Origin of the sequence: Brotomerdimonas butyrica, from assembly GCF_025567305.1 — a bacterium.
GTDB lineage: Bacteria > Bacillota > Clostridia > Peptostreptococcales > Anaerovoracaceae > Lentihominibacter > Lentihominibacter butyricus.
Genome location: NZ_JAOQJP010000003.1, coordinates 1 through 19,180, shown reverse-complemented (window position 1 = coordinate 19,180; position 19,180 = coordinate 1). Strand labels below are relative to the sequence as shown.

Sequence of the window (19,180 nt, the reverse complement as noted above, 5' to 3'; positions counted from 1 at the left end):
TATAGTTTTTATTGATGAGGAGAAGAAATATGAAAATATGTCTCGAATGCGGTAAAAAAGCAGATGCAAATTTTTGTCCTGATTGCGGTAAGCCAATGACAGACTTTGTAGGCGATGTAGCGATGTTAGCGGAAGAAAACGTAATAGATAATGTCACTGATAATAACTATCAAATAGCTGGATATTCAGGACCTCACGAAAATGAGTCGGTGGAATCGATGCCAGGAGATACAAACTTAGATTTCGTAACGCCAGAAAACGTACAGCCTCCATTAAAAAAGAAAATGAATAAAAAAGTAATCGTGATTATAGCAGCAATAATTGTTTTGGCTATTATTGCGTCAATTCCAATAGTTATACATTTAAAAGACAAGCAGCAGAAAGCTGAATATGTTGCGAATCTGAATGCATTTGTGACTACGGCACTACAAGGTGCGACGGAAGCTGAAGACCTCTGCAATCTTACTAAGAGCGTATGGCATGATGCAATATATGAAGACTCCGATGAAGAAACGGAAAAATACGTTGAAGGGGTAGAAGACTTTAATGAGGCTTTACTGAATTTGTATTTGGATGACTCTACTATAGAAACAGTCAGTGTGATAGAAGACAATCAGAAAAAGGTAGAGGAATATATGAAAAAACTGAAAAATCCTCCTGGAGAATATGCACAATATTATAGTTTGGCAGTTGAGTTCTATGGAAAATACAAAGCTTTTACTGATTTAGCAATGGATCCAGAGGGGTCATACAATAGTTATACTGATAAAGTCAACGACCTTGATAGTGAAGTCGCTGAACTTTATGAAAAGCTCAATACAATGATTCCAACTATCAGTGAATAAGGAGTGCAGTATGAAAAAGGTTGCAGTATTTTGGTTATGCTTGATTTTATGCATGGTATTTGTATCATGTGGAACTAATGAATTAAGTGTTAATGATGATGGGTCATATACTTATAAAGATGTTACATTCATGATTCCGGCTGGGTGGGGTGCAGTTGAGTACGATGAAGATGATCAAGAATCCGAAGATGGTGAATATGAGTTTGAACGAAATTATGGTTTTGGTAGTTTGACAGTATGTATGGTTACAAAGGAAGAAATGAAAAGCGATATTAAATATCTTGAAGAAAATGAAGAAGACAGCGCATCAGAAAAAGGAAACTATCAATCATATTACTCTGAAGTAACCTCAGGAGAACAGACAATAGGAAAACAAAAAGCGATAGTATACGAATATAACTATATATCCAAATATCATGACAAAGAGTCTGCATTGGAATATACAGATATTTATATTGAGTACGATGAGATTATATATAAATTTGAATGGGTGACAAGTGACAGCACAACTGATTCGAGGAATTTCAAAGAATTTGACGGGTTTATAGAGTCAATAACTTTTCAATGAAAGTTTGTGTAAACATATATGATTGTAAAGGATGAATAAATGTATAGACAAAAAACATTAATGGTGAATTCTGAACAAAAGGAATTGATTGATAACAAAGATATTTCAACGGTAAGTGTGAATGTTGGCGGGTATATGGGAACTGAGAGTTCATGGAATCATGTGAATGATATATCTTTGGAAGAAAAAGGACGTTCCCTTTTTTTAAAAGTGATATCAATAATCAGTATTGTAGAAGGGAGCATAGTAGGCATATTTTTTATACTTTTGATGTTAACATTGCTTTTAGATTTTAATAGTTCAATTCTACTTTGCATATTGGCAGGCATCCCACTTGCTAGTGGCATATTAGGGATCAAAAAGAAACGAAATTTGAGAGATTGTGGTATTGTATTGAATGTTATACTTGCTGTTTTCTTGATTATTATAATTATGGCCAGTAGAACGTTGACAGTTGTATTGATGTTTTCTATTACGATAATAGTCAGTGTATTATACATAATTGCAAGTGTAATTAGTATACGAAACGTGAATTCAAAAGAAAATAATATGCAGGTATATCTTGAAGAGAAAAGAAAAGCTACAAGGAAGTGTAATAGATGTGGAGCGGAAAGCAATAAGAAATTTTGTCCTGTGTGCGGAAATGAAATGTCAAAAGTAATATTACATATTAGATATTGTACGAGTTGCAATGTTGCATTTGATAATACAAAGCTTTTTTGCAATAAATGTGGAAAACAATTAAGTGAAAAAGAAATAATTAGGAAACTTTCAGAGGAAAATAAGACTTTAAAAGAAACTTTTGTTAATAATGAAATCGCGAAAATTTGCACAGATATCATAGAAAATCTGAGCGTGAAAGCAAAGGTCTGTATAGGCATTGTAATTCTGATCTGTATTATAGGACTGATTGCCATATGTTTATAATGAACAGTAAGACTGGAATTTAATAGAGTGATTCACATATAGGTTATAGTAGAAATATATTGTAAGAATGAAAGAGGAGAGAATAGTAATGTTAAGAACAAAATCAAAAATAGTAATTGTAGTGCTGGTGCTTGTAGCTTTATTGTTGGCAATGGCTGTTATATTACAATTTTCGAATGGAAAAAGTATCGCAGATGCACTGAAATCAGGAACATTGTCTACTTGTATGGGAGCGGCAAAAATAGCAGTGATATTTGGCAGCACAATATAGATTTTATTATTGAACAAATAAAGTAGTAAACCAGAAACGCTGCGTGCTTTGCAATATAAGCTTGGCAGCGTTTTTTTGTGTAATGCATGATGGATGACTTCATGTTGCGAGCAGATATTAAACTGCAATGTTTCGATCATGTAAAAGTTCAAAACCCATGTAAGCATAGACATGCCGAAGCAACCAATGCAATTTTGGGGATTTCGTGAAAAACAGATAATACGCTTTTTATTGAAACGTGATGTGTGGTATAATCGTAAATGCGAAAGATGAAAATTCGCATAAGAATTTATTTGGAAGGAAGATCATCATGCTTGATATGCTTAAAAAACTTGATAAAATAATGAGGATCCTTTTGATAGTAACGGGCTCATTGTTTGTCGTATTCAAACTTCTGGGCGGCGGGAGATCCGAAGAAGCCGGGAAGAACGTGAAGAAACAGGCGAAGGAAGATTATCAGACAGGAGAGTTTGACGATATCTGCTAAGAATCTGCAGGATCCGATAAGAGCCTGTAAGATCTGGCGAAACCCGGAAGGGAAAAGCGGTCCGGGATAGTTCCGGATCCAAGTGGCACGCAAGGAAACGCAATAATAACGATCATAAAAGGAGTAATCGACATATGAGAATTTGGACTATAGTAAGTGGAATACTGATGGTGCTGACCGGAGCGTTCTGTTTCATGAACCCTGGACAGACCTTTTTATCACTGGCTTTCATAGTTGGTCTTGTGATGGTGATAAACGGACTGATCCACGCGATGGCGTACTTTATCGGAAGAGGTCTGCACAACAAGGGCGACAACAACGGATGGATACTGACGGATGCACTGATAACGCTGATACTCGGGATACTTATACTTTGCAATCAGCTGGTTGTGGATTCGGCTATACCGATGGTGTTCGGAATATGGATGCTGGTGTCGGGAATACTGAGAATAGAGGCGGGCACGCACATCAACAAGCAGAAAAAGCTGCTCAATTTCCGTACGACGATGATAACAGGAACACTTACAGTGCTTGTCGGACTTTTCGGATTCATCAATCCGCTGGTCGAGTGGATGACGACAGCTGTGCTGCTCGGTGTATTCCTCGTTATGCAGGGTGTGAATATCATAGAGCTCGGCATCAACATGCCGCATGAGAAGAAGTCATACGTGAAGATTTACAAGAGAAAGCGTGAGCCGATAAAGATAACGGAAGAAGACGAGACTCCTGAAAAGGTGATAGAGCGTCTCAAGATGAAAGAAGCGGCACAGTCGTCCCAGCAGCCGGCAGTTCCGGTGCAGGATGCGGCAGCAGGAGCAGAAGCGAATGACAGAATATGATGTTTGTATTATAGGAGGAGGGGCAGCCGGCCTGGCAGCGGCTGCTTCTTTTGATAAGCGGATAAAAGCATGCATACTGGAAAAAAACGAGATCCCGGGCAGGAAGATCATGGCTACAGGCGGAGGACGGTGCAATATCACTAATGCAGCCTGTAAAAACAAGGACCTGACCCTGGATTTTTTTGAATCACTGGGAATGATATGTTTCAGCGATGATGAAGGAAGATACTACCCGTATTCGAACCACGCTTCCGATGTCGTGAAAATACTGCTGGATGCGATCGGATCCGCCGATACGGGAAGCACCGAGATCATCACATCTGCGGCAGCAGAGAAGATCGTGAGCGAAAGCGGCTCTTTTTCCGTGATTTTCAAAGACACGAAAAACGGCAGACTTTGCACGACAAAAGCATCAAATGTGCTCATAGCATCAGGCGGCAAGGCTGCGCCGCAGTTCGGCACGACAGGCGATGGGTATTCCCTCGCAAAATCCCTGGGGCACCACATATCACGCGTTTTTCCGATACTCACAGGCGTGGAGTGCGGAGATATGAGAGATGTAAAAGGAGTGCGGGCCAAAGGCAGGGCAGGCCTTTACAGGAACGGCGAGCTCCTGCATGAGGAAAGCGGCGAGATACAGTTTACTGCGGACGGGCTTTCCGGCATATGCATATTCAATCTGACGCCGTATATAAAATCGTCAGGCGGCGAGTCGTTTGCGGAAGCGCTGAAGCAGTTCGAGATAAGGCTCGACCTTGCGCCGGATATACCGGCAGACAAGCTCGCCGGGAGAGAAAGCTCGTTCGGTATACTGACGGAGAAACTTGCAGAGCGTGTCGGCCCTGATAAGATAAAGGACTGGAGGTTACCGGTGCTGGCAGTCAAGGGCTGGAAAAACGCACAGTGTACAGCAGGCGGAGTGGTTACTGACGAGATCGACATGAACACGATGGAGTCGAAACTCGTGAACGGGCTGTATTTTGCAGGTGAAGTCACAGACATGCAGGGGCCTTGCGGCGGGTTCAACCTGCAGAACGCCTGGGAGACAGGAATAAAAGCGGCGAAAGCTCTGAATGAATGGAAGAAAAAACAGGAGAAGGCTGACAGATGAGATACAGGATAAATCAGATCAGACTAGGAATAGATGAAGAAGCTGCAGACTTTGCAGAAGTCATAAGAAAAAAGCTGAGAAAGCCGGATCTGGTGGTGAGCGACATCGAAATAGTAAAAGAATCGGTGGACGCCAGGAGAAAGCCGGATGTGAAACTCGTATACACACTAGATTTTTCGTGCGGTGAAAAGCTCAAGCTCGACAAAGCAGTAAAAAAAGTGTATGGACCGGTGACGGTGAAAAGCGAAGAGGCTGCGGCAAAGCGCAGGCCGCCGGTCATCGCAGGCTTCGGACCGTGCGGGATGTTCGCTGCACTGATACTCGCAGAGGCGGGACTCAGGCCGATCGTGATAGAACGCGGACAGGCGGTGGACGAACGCATAGTATCAGTGAACAGATTCTGGAACGAAGGCGTGCTTGACCCGGAATCAAACGTGCAGTTCGGCGAAGGCGGAGCAGGCACTTTTTCGGACGGAAAGCTGACGACAGGGATAAAAGACGTGAGGATATCTAAGGTGATGGATGAATTCGTTCTGGCAGGCGCGGATCCATCGATAAAATACAGGCAGAAGCCTCACATCGGCACGGACAGGCTGCGCGATATCGTGAAGAACATAAGGCACAAGATAGAGTCACTTGGGGGCAGAGTGGTTTTCGACACGAAGCTGACAGGTATGACGTTTTCGGGGCCGGAGGACAATATCGGTGATCATGGCAATGCTCATGATCGTGGCGGAGTCGGAAGCGGTGGCAGAAGACTGACCGCCGTAAAAACGCTTGATCGCAGCGGCAGGTCTCAGACCATCGAAACAGACAGCCTGATACTGGCGATAGGACACAGCGCGCGAGATACTTTCCGGATGCTTTACGACGAGGGCTTTCCGATGGAGCAGAAACCGTTTTCGATAGGAGTCAGGATAGAGCATCCGCAGAAGATGATCGATAAGGCGCAGTACGGCGACCCGGCTATTGCGGAAAAGCTCGGAGCTGCGGACTACAAACTGAACCACAGATGCGAGAACGGCAGAGGAGTTTATACGTTCTGCATGTGTCCGGGCGGCCATGTGATAGACTCTTCGTCGGAACCGGAAACGGCCGTTACGAATGGTATGAGCAACAGCAGCCGCAGTGCTGAGTTTGCCAACAGCGGGCTGCTCGTGGATGTGCGCAGGGAGGATTTTCCGTCCGGACATCCGCTGGCAGGTATAGAATTCCAGCGAAGATACGAGAGACTTGCATATGAAAACGGCCGCGGCAGGATCCCGGTGACGGATTACGGCAGCTTCAGAAAAGATACGGAAGATCCCGTAAGAAAGAGCCTTCCACCGTTTGCGGCAGATGCGATCATCGAGGCGATGCCGTATATGGGGCGCAAGCTCAGAGGCTTTGACCGGGACGATGCTGTCATGAAAGCGGTGGAGACGAGGAGCTCTTCTCCGGTCAGGATACTGCGCGGAAAGGACCACCAGTGCGCAGCGCCGGAAACAGGAGTCTCCGGATTTTCTGGCGTATACCCGGCAGGCGAAGGTCCGGGATATGCCGGCGGTATCATGTCGGCAGCTGTGGACGGGATAAAAACTGCGGAATATGTGATCATGGATTATGGCACAGATACAGGGATATTTCCGGGATAGGCGAATATAATTTATCATGCCGGGCAGAAACGTTCCATGCGGATGAGCATGATGAGCAGAAAGTCTGCTCTGAGCCGGATCGCCAATGCGTGCAGCATGAAGCTCAGGTCCTGAAGCTCAGGTTTCAAAGTCCGGCAAATAAAAAACAGGGAGAAGCCATGTCTGTCAGGGAAGAGCTGCTGTTCGATTTTGCGATCAACATGCCTAGAGTACTGGTAAGCGGAGAAACGACTGTACTGGACAATGTCAGGAAAGTGATGCTTCTGACGGACAGTGAAATCGTTGTTTTCAGCGGAGCGAAATATACCTCTTTAAAAGGGCGCGGTTTCGTAATCACGCAGCTGAAAGAAGGAAGGATGCTGGTATCAGGTGAGGTCGAGGAAATACGGTTTTTTTCGTCATTACAGGAAGATAAAGATTGAAGGCACAGGCCTTGCGGGTTTTGTGAACAAATGCATGAAAAACGGGATATTCCTCAGGAACATCAGATGGAAGGACCCGGTAGAGTCTTCCGCAGAGGTCAGCGGAGATGATTTCGACGCTTTCCGGAAGACCGCAGGTCATTCGTACAAGCTGACAGTGACCGGCGAAGGCGGTGCGATCCCGTTTTTGAGAAGCCTGCGTTCGCGGATATCGGCGATAGCAGGAGCCTTTGTTCTGGGGGCTTTTATTTTTTATCAGAGCCTGTTCGTGGCGGAGATAAGGATCGACGGATACAGGAGCATAAGCGAAGAGCAGCTGAGACACGTCATGTCTGAAGCAGGGCTTTTTGAAGGCGCCAGAAGACAGAATAACTATAACGCTGTAAAGTCTGCGCTTTACAGTGAATTCGACAATATAGCGTGGGTAGGCATACACGAGGCCGGGAAGATGGTCGAAGTGGAGATCTCGGAAAGCTCGGATGAGCGGGAGGCTGAGCCAGCCGATGAAACGCCGGTCGATATCGTGGCTGCAAGATCGGGAGTGATAGAGAGGATCCTTCCGCTGCAGGGAGAGGCGCTGGTCAAAAACGGCGATTACGTGAACAAGGGCGATGTGCTGATATCAGGAACGTTAGAGTACCAGAGCACCGACTACAGCAGAGGCGACGGCTTTTTTTACAGATACAGTCACGCTTCAGGTGAAGCGCTTGCAAAGACGCCGCGCAGGCTTACATATTATATAGAGAAAAATGTACGTGTAAAGGAGCCGACGGGCAGACATATCCCGGGTATTTATGTAAAAATCGGCGACTTCGAGGTCGATACCGCGTCATGGTTCAGCAGATTTGCCGCATCCGAACGCAGAGAAAAGATGCTGATCGATGCAGTGAGACCGCTACCGGTCAGGATCGGGGTCACGAGAGTGGACGAAGTCACGATAAAGGAGTCACACCGGGACATGAACAGGCTTTCGGACATGGTCGACGCGGCGGTGAGGCAGTACGCCAGAGAAAATTTCGGCAGTGATTCCGCTATAGCGGATCATCAGATCGATTATACGGAAAGCGCAGGCGTGATCAGAGCTGATGTGCTGCTGGAAGTCCTTGAAGACATAGGCAAAGAAAAGGTCATAAAGATCAAAGAAAATGAGGAAAAGGAGAAAGCCGGAGCCGGGGCGCAGGCAGGAAGCGAAACTGCAGAATAAATAGTTTGAATTTTACACTGTAAGAAAATATAATAAGGATAGACAATGACCATGAGATAAATTCATGGAAAAACGGCAGAAGGAGATAGCAATTGGAGGATCAGGGACAGAAAAACGGCAGAATGGTAAATGTCGAGGTAAGCGACGGTATAGACAGGAGCGAGCTCTTTGGAGGACTTGATAAAAACCTCAGGCTGATAGAAGAAAACCTCAAGGTGGATATAATACAGAGAGACGACAGTCTGATACTGAAAGGCGAATATGCATCGCGGGCAGAAAAGATAATAAAAGAAATGATGAGCGTGCTTGAAAAAGGAGGAAAATTGGACGAGCAGAAGATAAATTATATTGCAGATCTCAGCGACAGGGGGATCTCGTACAGGGAAGAAAATCCGGGAAAGGACATAATCTGTTTCACACATGAAGGTAAACCTCTCAGAGCGAAAACCATAGGACAGAAGACATATGTCGATTCGATAAGAAAAAAGGATATAGTGTTCGGGATCGGGCCTGCGGGAACAGGCAAGACCTACATCGCAGTAGCGATGGCAGTGAATGCTTTCAAGAACAAACAGGTGCAGAAGATAATACTCGCAAGACCGGCTGTCGAAGCAGGAGAGAGACTCGGATTCCTGCCGGGGGACCTGCAGGAAAAGGTGGATCCGTATCTCAGACCGCTGTACGACGCTCTTTACGATGTGCTCGGCAGGGAAAGCGCGCTTAGGCTGAAGGAAAAGGAAGTCATCGAGGTCGTTCCGCTGGCATATATGAGAGGAAGGACGCTCGACAATTCGTTCATAATACTCGACGAGGCCCAGAATACGACGCCAGAACAGATGAAGATGTTCCTGACAAGGATGGGATTCGGTTCAAAAGTCGTGGTTACAGGCGATATAACGCAGATAGATCTTCCGAGAGGAAAGAAATCAGGGCTCAAGGAAGCTGCCGCGGTGCTGAAAGACGTGCGCGAGATCAGTTTCTGCTATATGAAAGAAGCCGATGTCGTAAGGCATCAGCTCGTGAAAAAGATCATCAATGCATACGATGTGTACTACAGGGCACATCCGTCCAGGGAGGAAGAATAGCCGTAATATGAGAATACTTTGCAGTGACGAAAAGTTCGCAGAAAGCGAAATGATGGATGTATTCCGCGAGGCCGCGGTACTGTGTGTGGAAAAAGAGGGACTGCCTGAGGATGCTGTGGAGATAAGCCTGTCGTTCGTATCAAAAGACGAGATACACAGGCTGAACAGGATATACAGGAACGTGGACAGGCATACAGATGTGCTGTCTTTCCCGATGGTGGAGGATTTCAACGAGATCGAAGAGGATGATGAAGAGATCCTACTCGGAGATGTCGTGATATGCAGGGAGCAGGCAAGAGAGCAGGCTAAAGAGTACGGACATTCCGAGGAAAGAGAGCTGACATATCTCTTCGTGCACAGCGTGCTGCACCTTCTGGGATATGATCACATGGAAGATGAAGAGAAGAAAGAAATGAGAGCACGCGAGGAAGAAGTTATGACGCAGCTGGGGATCGGGAGGTGACCGGTATGGACAGTGAGTATATGAAAATGACAGGAGATCTGTTTGACATGGCTGTAAAAGCGTCGGCTAACGCGTATGCGCCGTTTTCACATTTTCATGTCGGAGCTGCGCTGCTGGCGTCGAGCGGCAGAGCATACACCGGAGTAAATGTCGAGAATTCCTCATTCGGCGCGACGATATGTGCGGAGCGTACGGCATTTGTAAAAGCGATCTCCGAGGGAGAGCGCGACTTTACGGCGATAGCGATAGCTGCAAAGACAGCAGACGGCAAGATAGCAGAGTCGCTGCCGTGCGGCATATGCAGACAGTTCATGTATGAATTTTCGCCTGATATATTCATCATAACCGGTACTGACCGGGAAAAGCTCGATGTGAGAAAGCTCAGCGATCTGCTGCCGCTGGGGTTTGCGCTGGAACCGGAAGAACGATAATGCTGCGGCAGAAATGGAGGATAAGATGAAGACTGGATTCATTGCCATAGTCGGAAGACCTAATGTGGGCAAATCAACGCTGCTGAATGCCATCCTGGGGGAAAAGATAGCAATAACGACAGACAAGCCTCAGACAACGAGAAATGCGATAAGAGGCATCTATACACATTATGCCGACGAAGAGATAAAAGAAGATACACAGATGGTGTTCATAGACACACCGGGCATACACCGTCCGAGGACAAAGCTCGGCGAATACATGACGGATACGGCTACAGGGACTTTCAACGAAGTCGAAGCGATAATATTCATCGTCGACGACAAGCTGTCGGCCGGACCGGGAGACAAATACATCGTCGACCTGCTGGACAACGTAACGACGCCTAAGATACTTGTGATAAACAAGATAGACAAGATGGAGCCTGACTTTTTCAGAGAAGTGTATGAAGAATATGACAAGCTCGGAATTTTCGAAGAAATCATAGGCGTATCGGCGATAGAAGGCAAAAATGTCGATGATGTGATAAAATGCGCGGTGGGCTTCATGGAGGAAGGGCCGATGTTCTTCCCGGACGACATGATAACGGAGCATCCGGAGCGTTTTATCGTGAGCGAGATAATAAGAGAAAAGATCCTTCTATATCTGCAGGATGAAGTTCCTCACGGTGTTGCGGTCGAGATAGAGCAGTATAAGGAAGAGCGCAGCCTGACGAGGATCAGCGCCGTGATATACTGCGAGAAGAAATCGCATAAAGGTATGATAATCGGAAAAGGCGGCAGGAAGCTCAAGGGCATCGGCAAGAGCGCCCGTCAGGAGATCGAGGCGCTGCTGGGAACGAAAGTGTTCCTGGAGCTGTGGGTAAAGGTCAAGGAAAACTGGCGTGACAGCGATATAGCTCTTTCCAATTTCGGATACAAGGATTAGGTGCAGGGTTGCTTACTGATACAGAGGGCATAGTGCTCAGACAGGTAAAAACTTCATACGGCAGGCGCATGGTGCTGCTTTTTTCAAAGAAATACGGCAAGATCAGCGCAGGCACGAGCATAGCCGAAAAGGGCAGGAACAGAAGCTCACTGGCTCTGAGACCGTTCACATACGGACGTTACGAGATGTTCAAAAACCGTGAAAGCTATAACATAAACAGTGCGGATGTGATAAGGAGCTACTACGGGATCGGCGAGGATGTCGACAAGTACATGAACGGGGCGTATGTGCTGGAATTCACTGAACGCATACTGTCGGACGAAGTCCCGTCTCCGGGGATATTCAGTCTGCTGATCGACTTTTTCGATATGCTGGAAAACCGTAGCAGGGGCATAGGGACACTGGTCCTCGCTTATCAGACGAAGGTACTGAGGTATTCGGGAGTGATGCCGCAGCTCGACCACTGTGCGGTCTGCGGAGAAAAAAAGCCGGCAGCTAAATTCAGCATTCCCGACGGGGGAATAATATGCAGTGACTGTCTGAAGAGTAAAGAAAATTTAGAATGCCATACATTGATTTATGACATTAAATTTGGTATATTAGATATATTAAAGTATTTTACGGTGAATCCGTTAAAAAAACTGGAACATCTTGCATTGAAAGAAGACGCGGGCAGGCTGCTGCAGGAGATAATCAGAGAATATGCAGCATACTACCTTGACGCTTCGGACTTAAAAAGTGAAAAACTTATTCAAATGTAGAGTTGAACAGGAGGTAGAGTATGGAAATCACATTAGAGAAAATCGAACTGGTGAAGGATAGAACAGGCGTGACATATGCAGAGGCTAAAGCAGCGCTCGAAGAGGCTGACGGCAGCGTAGTGGATGCGATAATCGCTATCGAAGAAACAGTGAATGCCGGAGAGAAGAAGAGAGGTTTCGGCAAGAAGGGGGAGGCTCTTTTTGACAGTCTCAAAGAACTCGTTAAGAAGGGCAACGTTGCAAAGATCCAGGTAAAGAGGGATGATGAAACGATCCTCAATGTGCCTGTGAATGCAGGTATCGTGGGTATAGTGATCGCTCCGATCGCGTCAGTGGTCGCTGTAGTCGCTGCATTCGGATTCAGATGCACTATAGAAGTGATCAAGGATGACGGAACGATAATCGACGTCAGCGATGCTGTAAATGATGCTGTGGGAACAGTTGTTGAAAAAAGCAGCAATGTGGTCGGCGAGGTAAAGGAAAAGAGCACTCAGATATATCAGAAGGGTGTCGAGAAGGCAGGAGAAGCTGTGAACCGCATCAAGAAGGGTCCGGGAGAATTCGATTTCTCGGAATGCTTCGATGAGAATGAAGCGGATACAGAGATAAAGGCAGAAGACGAAGATACTGTGGCTGCAGAAAGTGCAGATGACAAGTGTGCATGCGGATGTGGCTGCGAGGCAGAAGCATCTGAGGCTGAAGTAGAGGAAGCTGCAGCTGATGAAGCCGGTGCAGAGGATACATGCGGTTGCTGCTGCGGTACAGAAGAGGCCGAGGAAGAGAAATAGACAAAAATCAGAAGGAAGTAAGGAAATGAGCAGAAAAGTTACAATGGAAAAGCTTACAGCCCTGGCGAAGAACAGAGGATATATCTATCCGGGTTCTGAAATATACGGCGGGCTGGCCAACACATGGGATTACGGTCCGCTCGGTGTTGAGTTCAAGAACAACATCAAGAAGGCATGGTGGAAGAAATTCGTTCAGGAGTCAAAATACAACGTGGGCCTTGATGCAGCGATACTGATGAACCCGCAGACATGGGTGGCTTCAGGACACGTTGGAGGATTCGCGGATCCGCTGATCGACTGCAAGAGCTGCAAGTCGAGATTCAGAGCAGACCAGCTTATCGAAGGCTGGCTCAAGGAACAGGGAATGGAAGATATCACAGTTGACGGATGGTCGAATGACAAGCTGCAGTCATTCATCGAGGAAAAAGGCATCAAATGCCCCGAATGCGGCAAGTCAGACTTCACAGGTATCCGCCAGTTCAATCTCATGTTCAAGACTTTCCAGGGCGTTACGGAGGATTCCAAAGCGGAGATTTTCCTCAGACCGGAAACTGCTCAGGGAATATTCGTCAACTTCAAAAACGTGCAGAGAACTTCAAGAAAGAAGATCCCGTTCGGTATAGCGCAGGTGGGAAAATCGTTCAGAAACGAGATCACACCGGGCAACTTCATCTTCAGAACGAGAGAATTCGAACAGATGGAGCTCGAGTTCTTCTGTGCTCCGGGAACAGACCTTGAATGGTTCGCATACTGGAAGGATTACTGTGTAAACTTCCTGAAGGCGCTCGGAATGAAGGACGAAAACATAAAGCTCAGAGATCATGATCAGGAAGAGCTGTCACACTACAGCAATGCGACTACAGACATAGAGTACAGGTTCCCGTTTGGATGGGGAGAACTCTGGGGTATCGCAGACAGAACTGACTTCGACCTCAAGCAGCACATGGAGCATTCAGGACAGGACATGAGCTACATGGATCCTGAAACGAATGAAAAATACGTGCCTTACTGCATAGAGCCGTCTCTCGGCGCTGATCGTGTGGCACTGGCATTCCTTACAGAAGCGTATGACGAAGAAGTGCTGACTGACAGCAAGGGCAAGGAAGACGTGAGAACAGTCCTGAGACTGCATCCGGCGCTTGCTCCGTTCAAGGCTGCAGTGCTTCCTCTTGCAAAGAAGCTTGCACCTGTTGCTGAGCCTATCTATGAGGAACTTGCAAAGCATTTCTCAGTCGATTACGATGTCACAGGCTCTATAGGCAAGAGATACAGAAGAGAGGACGAGATAGGAACACCGTTCTCGATATGCGTGGACTTTGATACAGAGACAGACGGTTGCGTCACTGTAAGAGACAGAGACACGATGGAACAGATCCGTATACCTGTTGAGCAGGTAAAGGAATATATAGAGCAAAAATTAGTCTTTTAATTTAAAGCGAGGAGAGTAAAAGGTAAAATGAAAAAATTTGTGTATTCATTCAATGAAGGCTCAAAAGACATGAAAGATCTGCTGGGCGGCAAAGGTGCAAACCTGGCAGAAATGACAAAGATAGGTTTACCGGTGCCTTTTGGGTTCACAGTAACAACTGAAGCATGCAACAGATATTATGAAGAAGGAAAGACTATCGGCGAAGATATAGTAGCAGCAATTTTCGAAAAGCTCGAAGAGCTCGAAAATGTTACGGGAAAGAAATTCGGAGACGTAGGAAATCCGCTTCTGGTTTCAGTTCGTTCAGGTGCAAAGATCTCGATGCCGGGAATGATGGACACTATCCTGAACCTGGGTCTGAATGACAATACAGTAGAAGGTCTTGCGACACTTACTGAAAACCCTAGATTCGCATATGACAGCTACAGAAGATTCATCCAGATGTTCGGAGACGTAGTAATGGAGATCGACAAGAGAAAGTTCGATGCGATCTTCGATGCACAGAAAGAAAAGAAGGGCTGCACTTTCGACGTAGAGCTCACTACAGAAGATCTCAAGGAGATCATCACGGGATACAAAGCTCTCGTTAAGGAAGAAATGGGCAGAGACTTCCCGCAGGAGCCTAAAGATCAGCTGATGGAAGCTGTAATGGCAGTATTCAGATCGTGGAACAACGACAGAGCTATCCTTTACAGAAAGCTCAATGAGATTCCTGACAGCATCGGTACAGCTGTAAACGTGCAGTCGATGGTATTCGGTAACATGGGAGATACATCAGGTACAGGTGTTGCATTTACGAGAAATGCTGCAACAGGTGAAAAAGCGCTGTTCGGTGAGTTCCTCGTGAACGCTCAGGGCGAAGACGTTGTAGCAGGTATCAGAACACCGCAGCCTATCGCAGAGATGGCAGAAGCTTTCCCTGAAGTTTACAAGGAATTCGTAAGGATCGCAGAGCTTCTTGAAAACCACTACAGAGACATGCAGGACATGGAGTTCACTGTAGAAAGAGAAAAGCTTTACATGCTCCAGACAAGAAACGGCAAGAGAACAGCTCCTGCAGCAGTGAAGATCGCTGTTGACATGGAAGCTGAAGGCCTCATAGATAAAGAAACTGCAGTTATGCGTATAGAACCGGCTCAGATCGATCAGCTGCTTCACCCTATGTTCGATGCAGATGAACTCGCAAAGGCTGAGAAACTGACTAAGGGACTTCCGGCATCACCGGGTGCAGCAACAGGAAAGATCTACTTCAACGCTGCAGATGCAGAAGCAGCAGTTGCAAACGGAGAAAAGGCTATCCTCGTAAGACTCGAGACATCACCTGAAGACCTTGCAGGTATGGTAGCAGCAGAAGGTATCCTCACAGCAAGAGGCGGTATGACATCACATGCGGCAGTAGTTGCAAGAGGTATGGGTAAGTGCTGTGTATCAGGCTGCTCAGAGATCAAGGTGGATGAAGACAACAAGAAACTCATCATCGGCGGAGAGACTTTCGTTGAGGGAGATTACATCTCACTGAACGGATCTGCAGGTGACGTACTCAAAGGCCAGGTAAAGACTGTTCCGCCTGAACTGTCAGGAGACTTTGGAAAGATCATGTCATGGGCTGATGATATCAGAACCCTGAAGGTAAGAACAAATGCCGACAATCCTAGAGATGCAAAGCAGGCAGTTGACTTCGGTGCTGAAGGTATCGGACTCTGCAGAACTGAGCACATGTTCTTTGAAGAAGAGAGGATCCCGGCTATCAGAAGAATGATCATGGCTGATACTGAAGAAGAGAGAAGAGAAGCTCTGAAGTTCCTCCTGCCATATCAGCAGGGAGACTTCGAGGGAATATATGAAACTATGGGTGACAGACCGGTAACTATCAGATTGCTGGATCCGCCTCTCCACGAGTTCATCCCGCACACAGACGAAGAGCTTCATGAACTGTCGGCACAGATCAACGTTCCATACGAAAAACTGGCCAAGAAGGCAGAAGAACTCCACGAGTTCAACCCTATGCTCGGACACAGAGGCTGCAGACTTGCCGTTACATATCCTGAGATCGCAGAGATGCAGGCTGAAGCTATCATCAGAGCAGCTATCAAGGTAAGAGCTGAAAAGGGATACGATATCATTCCTGAGATCATGATCCCGCTCGTAGGCATGAAGGCTGAGCTGGCTGATGTAAAGGCTACAGTAGTCAAGACTGTCGACAAGGTAATGGAAGAAGAAGGTGTTAAGTTCGATTACATGGTAGGTACCATGATCGAGATCCCTAGAGCAGCTCTGACTGCAGATGAGATCGCTGAAGAAGCTGAATTCTTCTCATTCGGTACTAATGACCTGACTCAGATGACATTCGGATTCTCAAGAGACGATACAGGCAAGATCATCAAGGAATACAGAGACAAGGGCATCTTCGAGGATGATCCGTTCCAGAGCATCGACCAGACAGGCGTAGGCAAACTCGTGAAGATGGCTGTAGAGCTCGGTAAGCAGACAAGACCGAACATCAAGCTCGGCATCTGTGGAGAACACGGCGGAGATCCTAAGTCGATCGCATTCTGCAATGCAGTAGGGCTCCAGTACGTATCATGCTCACCGTTCAGAGTTCCTATCGCAAGACTGGCAGCAGCACAGGCAGCTATCAATCAGAAGTAGCTTGTAGCCACGCCACTAAAAGATCCGAGCTGTTTTTTGGGAACTTTCGAAATTTCGAAAGAATTTATGAGACAGAGTATGAAGATTTATCATCCGGAAAACTCGTTTCATTACCCAGAAAAGCTTGAAATAAAGCTATTCCTAGTATAGGGTGTCTGCTTAGACACCCTCAAACTGTAGACAAAGCCTCTTGGATTATCATAATCTGAGAGGCTTTTCGTCTATGTGATCGGGTTAAAATTCCAAATATGGCTTGAAAAACGAGAACATCGGCAAGAAGTCAGCATATTTTTCTTTCTCCTTGGCAGTAGTTTAGCCAGTTTTTTCATGTTCAGGCATGCAAAGGTAAGCCCAACCTTCATGGCCATTTTAGCCTTACCACGTTGCTGGGTATATCTCATGCAATGATTTTCTTTTGCTACACCGAAGATTCTCTCTATGGTCTCCTTACGTTTGTTGTAGACTTCTTTCATTCCAGTGCTATGCCTGATATCTTCACATGTATCAATGTAATCCTGCCACAGGTGCCTTGTAACTACCTTTTGGTGGTTTTTGCTTTGTGTACACTGAGATATGTAGGGGCATCTTTCACATACATCAGGATTACTCTTGTATTCCCGATAGCCCTCTCTGTTTGTTGTAGCATATTTCAGGATCTGATTGTTCGGGCAAATGCAGCAGTCGAAATATTCGTCATATACATACTCGTATTTCTTAAAGAACCCCTCTTTCGTCATCGGTCTCGTGTACGGGAACACAGGTATTACTACGTCATCTATTAACAGCTTTGCTATGGCTGGTGTTTTGTAACCTGCATCAGCTACTATTATGCCGGGATCATACCGCTTAAGCTTCTTGTATATTGAAGGAAAGGTCATGTAATCATGTTCATTGCCAGGGTGTATTGTATAACCAAGGATCCATCCATGTCTGTCGCATGCAGCTTCAACGGCATATGCAAAGACTTCTTTGTGTTCTCCCTTATGGAACCATCCGCTTTCAGGATCTGTGGTGCTTTCCTTCTTTTCCTTTAAGTCCCCGTTTTGCCCTGATAGATTACCGGGATCATCATCGCTGTTATCATCTTCTTTATCCTTAAGAGGTTTCTTACCATGAGCTTCGCGATCCGCATTGATTTCGCTCTTGAGTTGTTCATCGTAAAATCTTGCAGTTTTCCTGGCAACAAGAATCTTTTTTGATTTCTTTCTGTTAGCAGCCGCCTTTACATGAGTCGCATCAACGAAAATGGTTGAAGGAGCTACAAGATCATATTTCATGCACTGCATTAGAATGTTTGCGAAAATCTGCTCGAATAAATCTGTGTCTTCGAATCTCCTTTTGTAGTTCTTTCCAAAAGTGCTGAAATGAGGAACCGGATCAAAGAAATCCAATCCCAGGAACCATTTGTAAGCTACATTGACTTCAATGTCCTTTATTGTCTGGCGCATACTTTTAATACCAAACATGTACTGTATGATCGGGATCTTGATCAGCATAACCGGATCGATACTTGGTCTGCCGTTATCGGAAGAATACTTGTCTTCGACTAAATCGTATATGAATGAGAAATCCACTGAACGGTCTATTTTGCGAAGGATGTGGTCTTCTGGCACCAGTTGATCTAGAGAAACAATCTGGACCTGACCCTTATTGCTTACATTTTTAGTAATCATATCGAACCTCTTTTCTTAGATCATGATACCATAAAGCCATTGGAAATTCAACATTTCAGAGGATTGTATGTACTCAAAACACACTGATTTGACACTGTGAAAACACCAAAAACAAAACAAAGTCCACACTTTTACATGTGGGCTTTGTCTACAGTTTGGCCTGTCCCTATATTGGGACAGGTTTTCTGTTACCATTAGAATCATAAAAGGGGGAGTGCACGATTTTCGCGGCTGTCAGAAATTTTTGATATTTTGTAGATTAATATTGTGCATATTCCGCTCCAACGGTGAATTGATTCCGCTTGAATCGGTAAACCCGTTTCCGGACGTTCGGTGAACACTTCCGTTCCAAACGGTAAAGTTTTATAGTTCCTTTCGTAGTTAAAAAATTTACGAAAGGAGTATTGATTATGCATGACTACAGCACAATTGTTGGAGTAATCGAGATGCGGGATAAAAACATTCCGCTCACCTCAATCCGCCTATAAATGCTAATCTAAAAGTGAGCCACTTTTAGTAAAAATGCTCGCTTGAAAGTGAGCCACTTCCATATTACTCTGAACTTAATCTTAGGGTCTGAGGTGTACCCCAAAAAGTAGAGTCTGAAAAAAGATGATATAATAGAGACAATACGGAGGTACACTATGGCACGATCAAAGTATTCAAGA

At 45.7% G+C, this 19,180-nt stretch carries 19 protein-coding genes; 18 read left to right on the top strand and 1 reads right to left on the bottom strand.

Features of this window, described 5'->3' with window-relative positions; genetic code table 11:
- Positions 1-29: 29 nt before the first annotated feature.
- The 18 genes from OCV59_RS02860 (at position 30) to ppdK (ending at position 16,839) form a co-directional block, all read left to right on the top strand.
- Positions 30-845 carry a zinc ribbon domain-containing protein gene (locus tag OCV59_RS02860; RefSeq protein WP_147592989.1) on the top strand — a complete coding sequence of 272 codons (816 nt, stop codon included), beginning with the start codon at positions 30-32 and terminating at the stop codon, positions 843-845.
- Positions 846-855: 10 nt separating this feature from the next.
- On the top strand, positions 856-1,413 hold the full coding sequence (locus OCV59_RS02855) for a hypothetical protein (protein ID WP_147592988.1): 558 nt from the start codon (positions 856-858) through the stop codon (positions 1,411-1,413).
- Between the two features lie 39 nt (positions 1,414-1,452).
- A complete protein-coding gene (locus tag OCV59_RS02850; protein WP_147592986.1) occupies positions 1,453-2,340 on the top strand; it encodes a zinc ribbon domain-containing protein in 888 nt (295 codons plus the stop codon).
- An 88-nt stretch (positions 2,341-2,428) separates the two neighbouring features.
- Complete coding sequence (locus OCV59_RS02845) at positions 2,429-2,611, top strand: hypothetical protein (protein ID WP_147592984.1); 183 nt, start codon at positions 2,429-2,431, stop codon at positions 2,609-2,611.
- 310 nt (positions 2,612-2,921) lie between these two features.
- A complete protein-coding gene (locus tag OCV59_RS02840) occupies positions 2,922-3,098 on the top strand; it encodes a hypothetical protein (protein WP_262584079.1) in 177 nt (58 codons plus the stop codon).
- A 134-nt stretch (positions 3,099-3,232) separates the two neighbouring features.
- A complete protein-coding gene (locus OCV59_RS02835; protein WP_147592982.1) occupies positions 3,233-3,937 on the top strand; it encodes an HdeD family acid-resistance protein in 705 nt (234 codons plus the stop codon).
- Positions 3,924-5,048, top strand: coding sequence for an NAD(P)/FAD-dependent oxidoreductase (locus OCV59_RS02830; RefSeq protein ID WP_262584078.1), 1,125 nt, complete (start codon positions 3,924-3,926; stop codon positions 5,046-5,048). Before OCV59_RS02835 ends, OCV59_RS02830 begins: the two co-directional genes overlap by 14 nt.
- On the top strand, positions 5,045-6,682 hold the full coding sequence (locus OCV59_RS02825) for an NAD(P)/FAD-dependent oxidoreductase (RefSeq protein ID WP_147592978.1): 1,638 nt from the start codon (positions 5,045-5,047) through the stop codon (positions 6,680-6,682). Before OCV59_RS02830 ends, OCV59_RS02825 begins: the two co-directional genes overlap by 4 nt.
- Positions 6,683-6,840: 158 nt before the next feature.
- Positions 6,841-7,104: a YabP/YqfC family sporulation protein gene (locus tag OCV59_RS02820; RefSeq protein WP_147592976.1), complete on the top strand. Its 264-nt coding sequence runs from the start codon at positions 6,841-6,843 to the stop codon at positions 7,102-7,104.
- Positions 7,052-8,308: a sporulation protein YqfD gene (locus tag OCV59_RS02815; protein WP_147592974.1), complete on the top strand. Its 1,257-nt coding sequence runs from the start codon at positions 7,052-7,054 to the stop codon at positions 8,306-8,308. The genes OCV59_RS02820 and OCV59_RS02815 overlap by 53 nt, the downstream gene beginning before the upstream one ends.
- A gap of 122 nt (positions 8,309-8,430) precedes the next feature.
- Positions 8,431-9,393 carry a PhoH family protein gene (locus OCV59_RS02810; RefSeq protein WP_147593164.1) on the top strand — a complete coding sequence of 321 codons (963 nt, stop codon included), beginning with the start codon at positions 8,431-8,433 and terminating at the stop codon, positions 9,391-9,393.
- Between the two features lie 7 nt (positions 9,394-9,400).
- Positions 9,401-9,856 carry an rRNA maturation RNase YbeY gene (gene ybeY / locus OCV59_RS02805; protein WP_147592972.1) on the top strand — a complete coding sequence of 152 codons (456 nt, stop codon included), beginning with the start codon at positions 9,401-9,403 and terminating at the stop codon, positions 9,854-9,856.
- Positions 9,857-9,861: 5 nt separating this feature from the next.
- Positions 9,862-10,287, top strand: coding sequence for a cytidine deaminase (cdd, locus tag OCV59_RS02800; protein ID WP_262584077.1), 426 nt, complete (start codon positions 9,862-9,864; stop codon positions 10,285-10,287).
- 25 nt (positions 10,288-10,312) lie between these two features.
- Positions 10,313-11,212 (top strand): GTPase Era, encoded by a 900-nt coding sequence (gene era / locus OCV59_RS02795; RefSeq protein ID WP_262584076.1) that lies wholly within the window; start codon positions 10,313-10,315, stop codon positions 11,210-11,212.
- A gap of 8 nt (positions 11,213-11,220) precedes the next feature.
- On the top strand, positions 11,221-11,973 hold the full coding sequence (gene recO / locus OCV59_RS02790; protein ID WP_262584075.1) for a DNA repair protein RecO: 753 nt from the start codon (positions 11,221-11,223) through the stop codon (positions 11,971-11,973).
- A 20-nt stretch (positions 11,974-11,993) separates the two neighbouring features.
- Entirely contained in the window at positions 11,994-12,761 is a 768-nt protein-coding gene (locus OCV59_RS02785; RefSeq protein ID WP_147592965.1) for a DUF4342 domain-containing protein, read from the top strand.
- A 25-nt stretch (positions 12,762-12,786) separates the two neighbouring features.
- On the top strand, positions 12,787-14,190 hold the full coding sequence (locus OCV59_RS02780) for a glycine--tRNA ligase (protein ID WP_147592963.1): 1,404 nt from the start codon (positions 12,787-12,789) through the stop codon (positions 14,188-14,190).
- Between the two features lie 27 nt (positions 14,191-14,217).
- Entirely contained in the window at positions 14,218-16,839 is a 2,622-nt protein-coding gene (gene ppdK, locus OCV59_RS02775) for a pyruvate, phosphate dikinase (RefSeq protein ID WP_147592961.1), read from the top strand.
- A 221-nt stretch (positions 16,840-17,060) separates the two neighbouring features.
- Here ppdK and OCV59_RS02770 read toward each other — a convergent pair whose 3' ends face one another.
- Entirely contained in the window at positions 17,061-18,512 is a 1,452-nt protein-coding gene (locus OCV59_RS02770) for an IS1182 family transposase (protein ID WP_262584074.1), read from the bottom strand.
- Between the last annotated feature and the right edge of the window lie 668 nt (positions 18,513-19,180).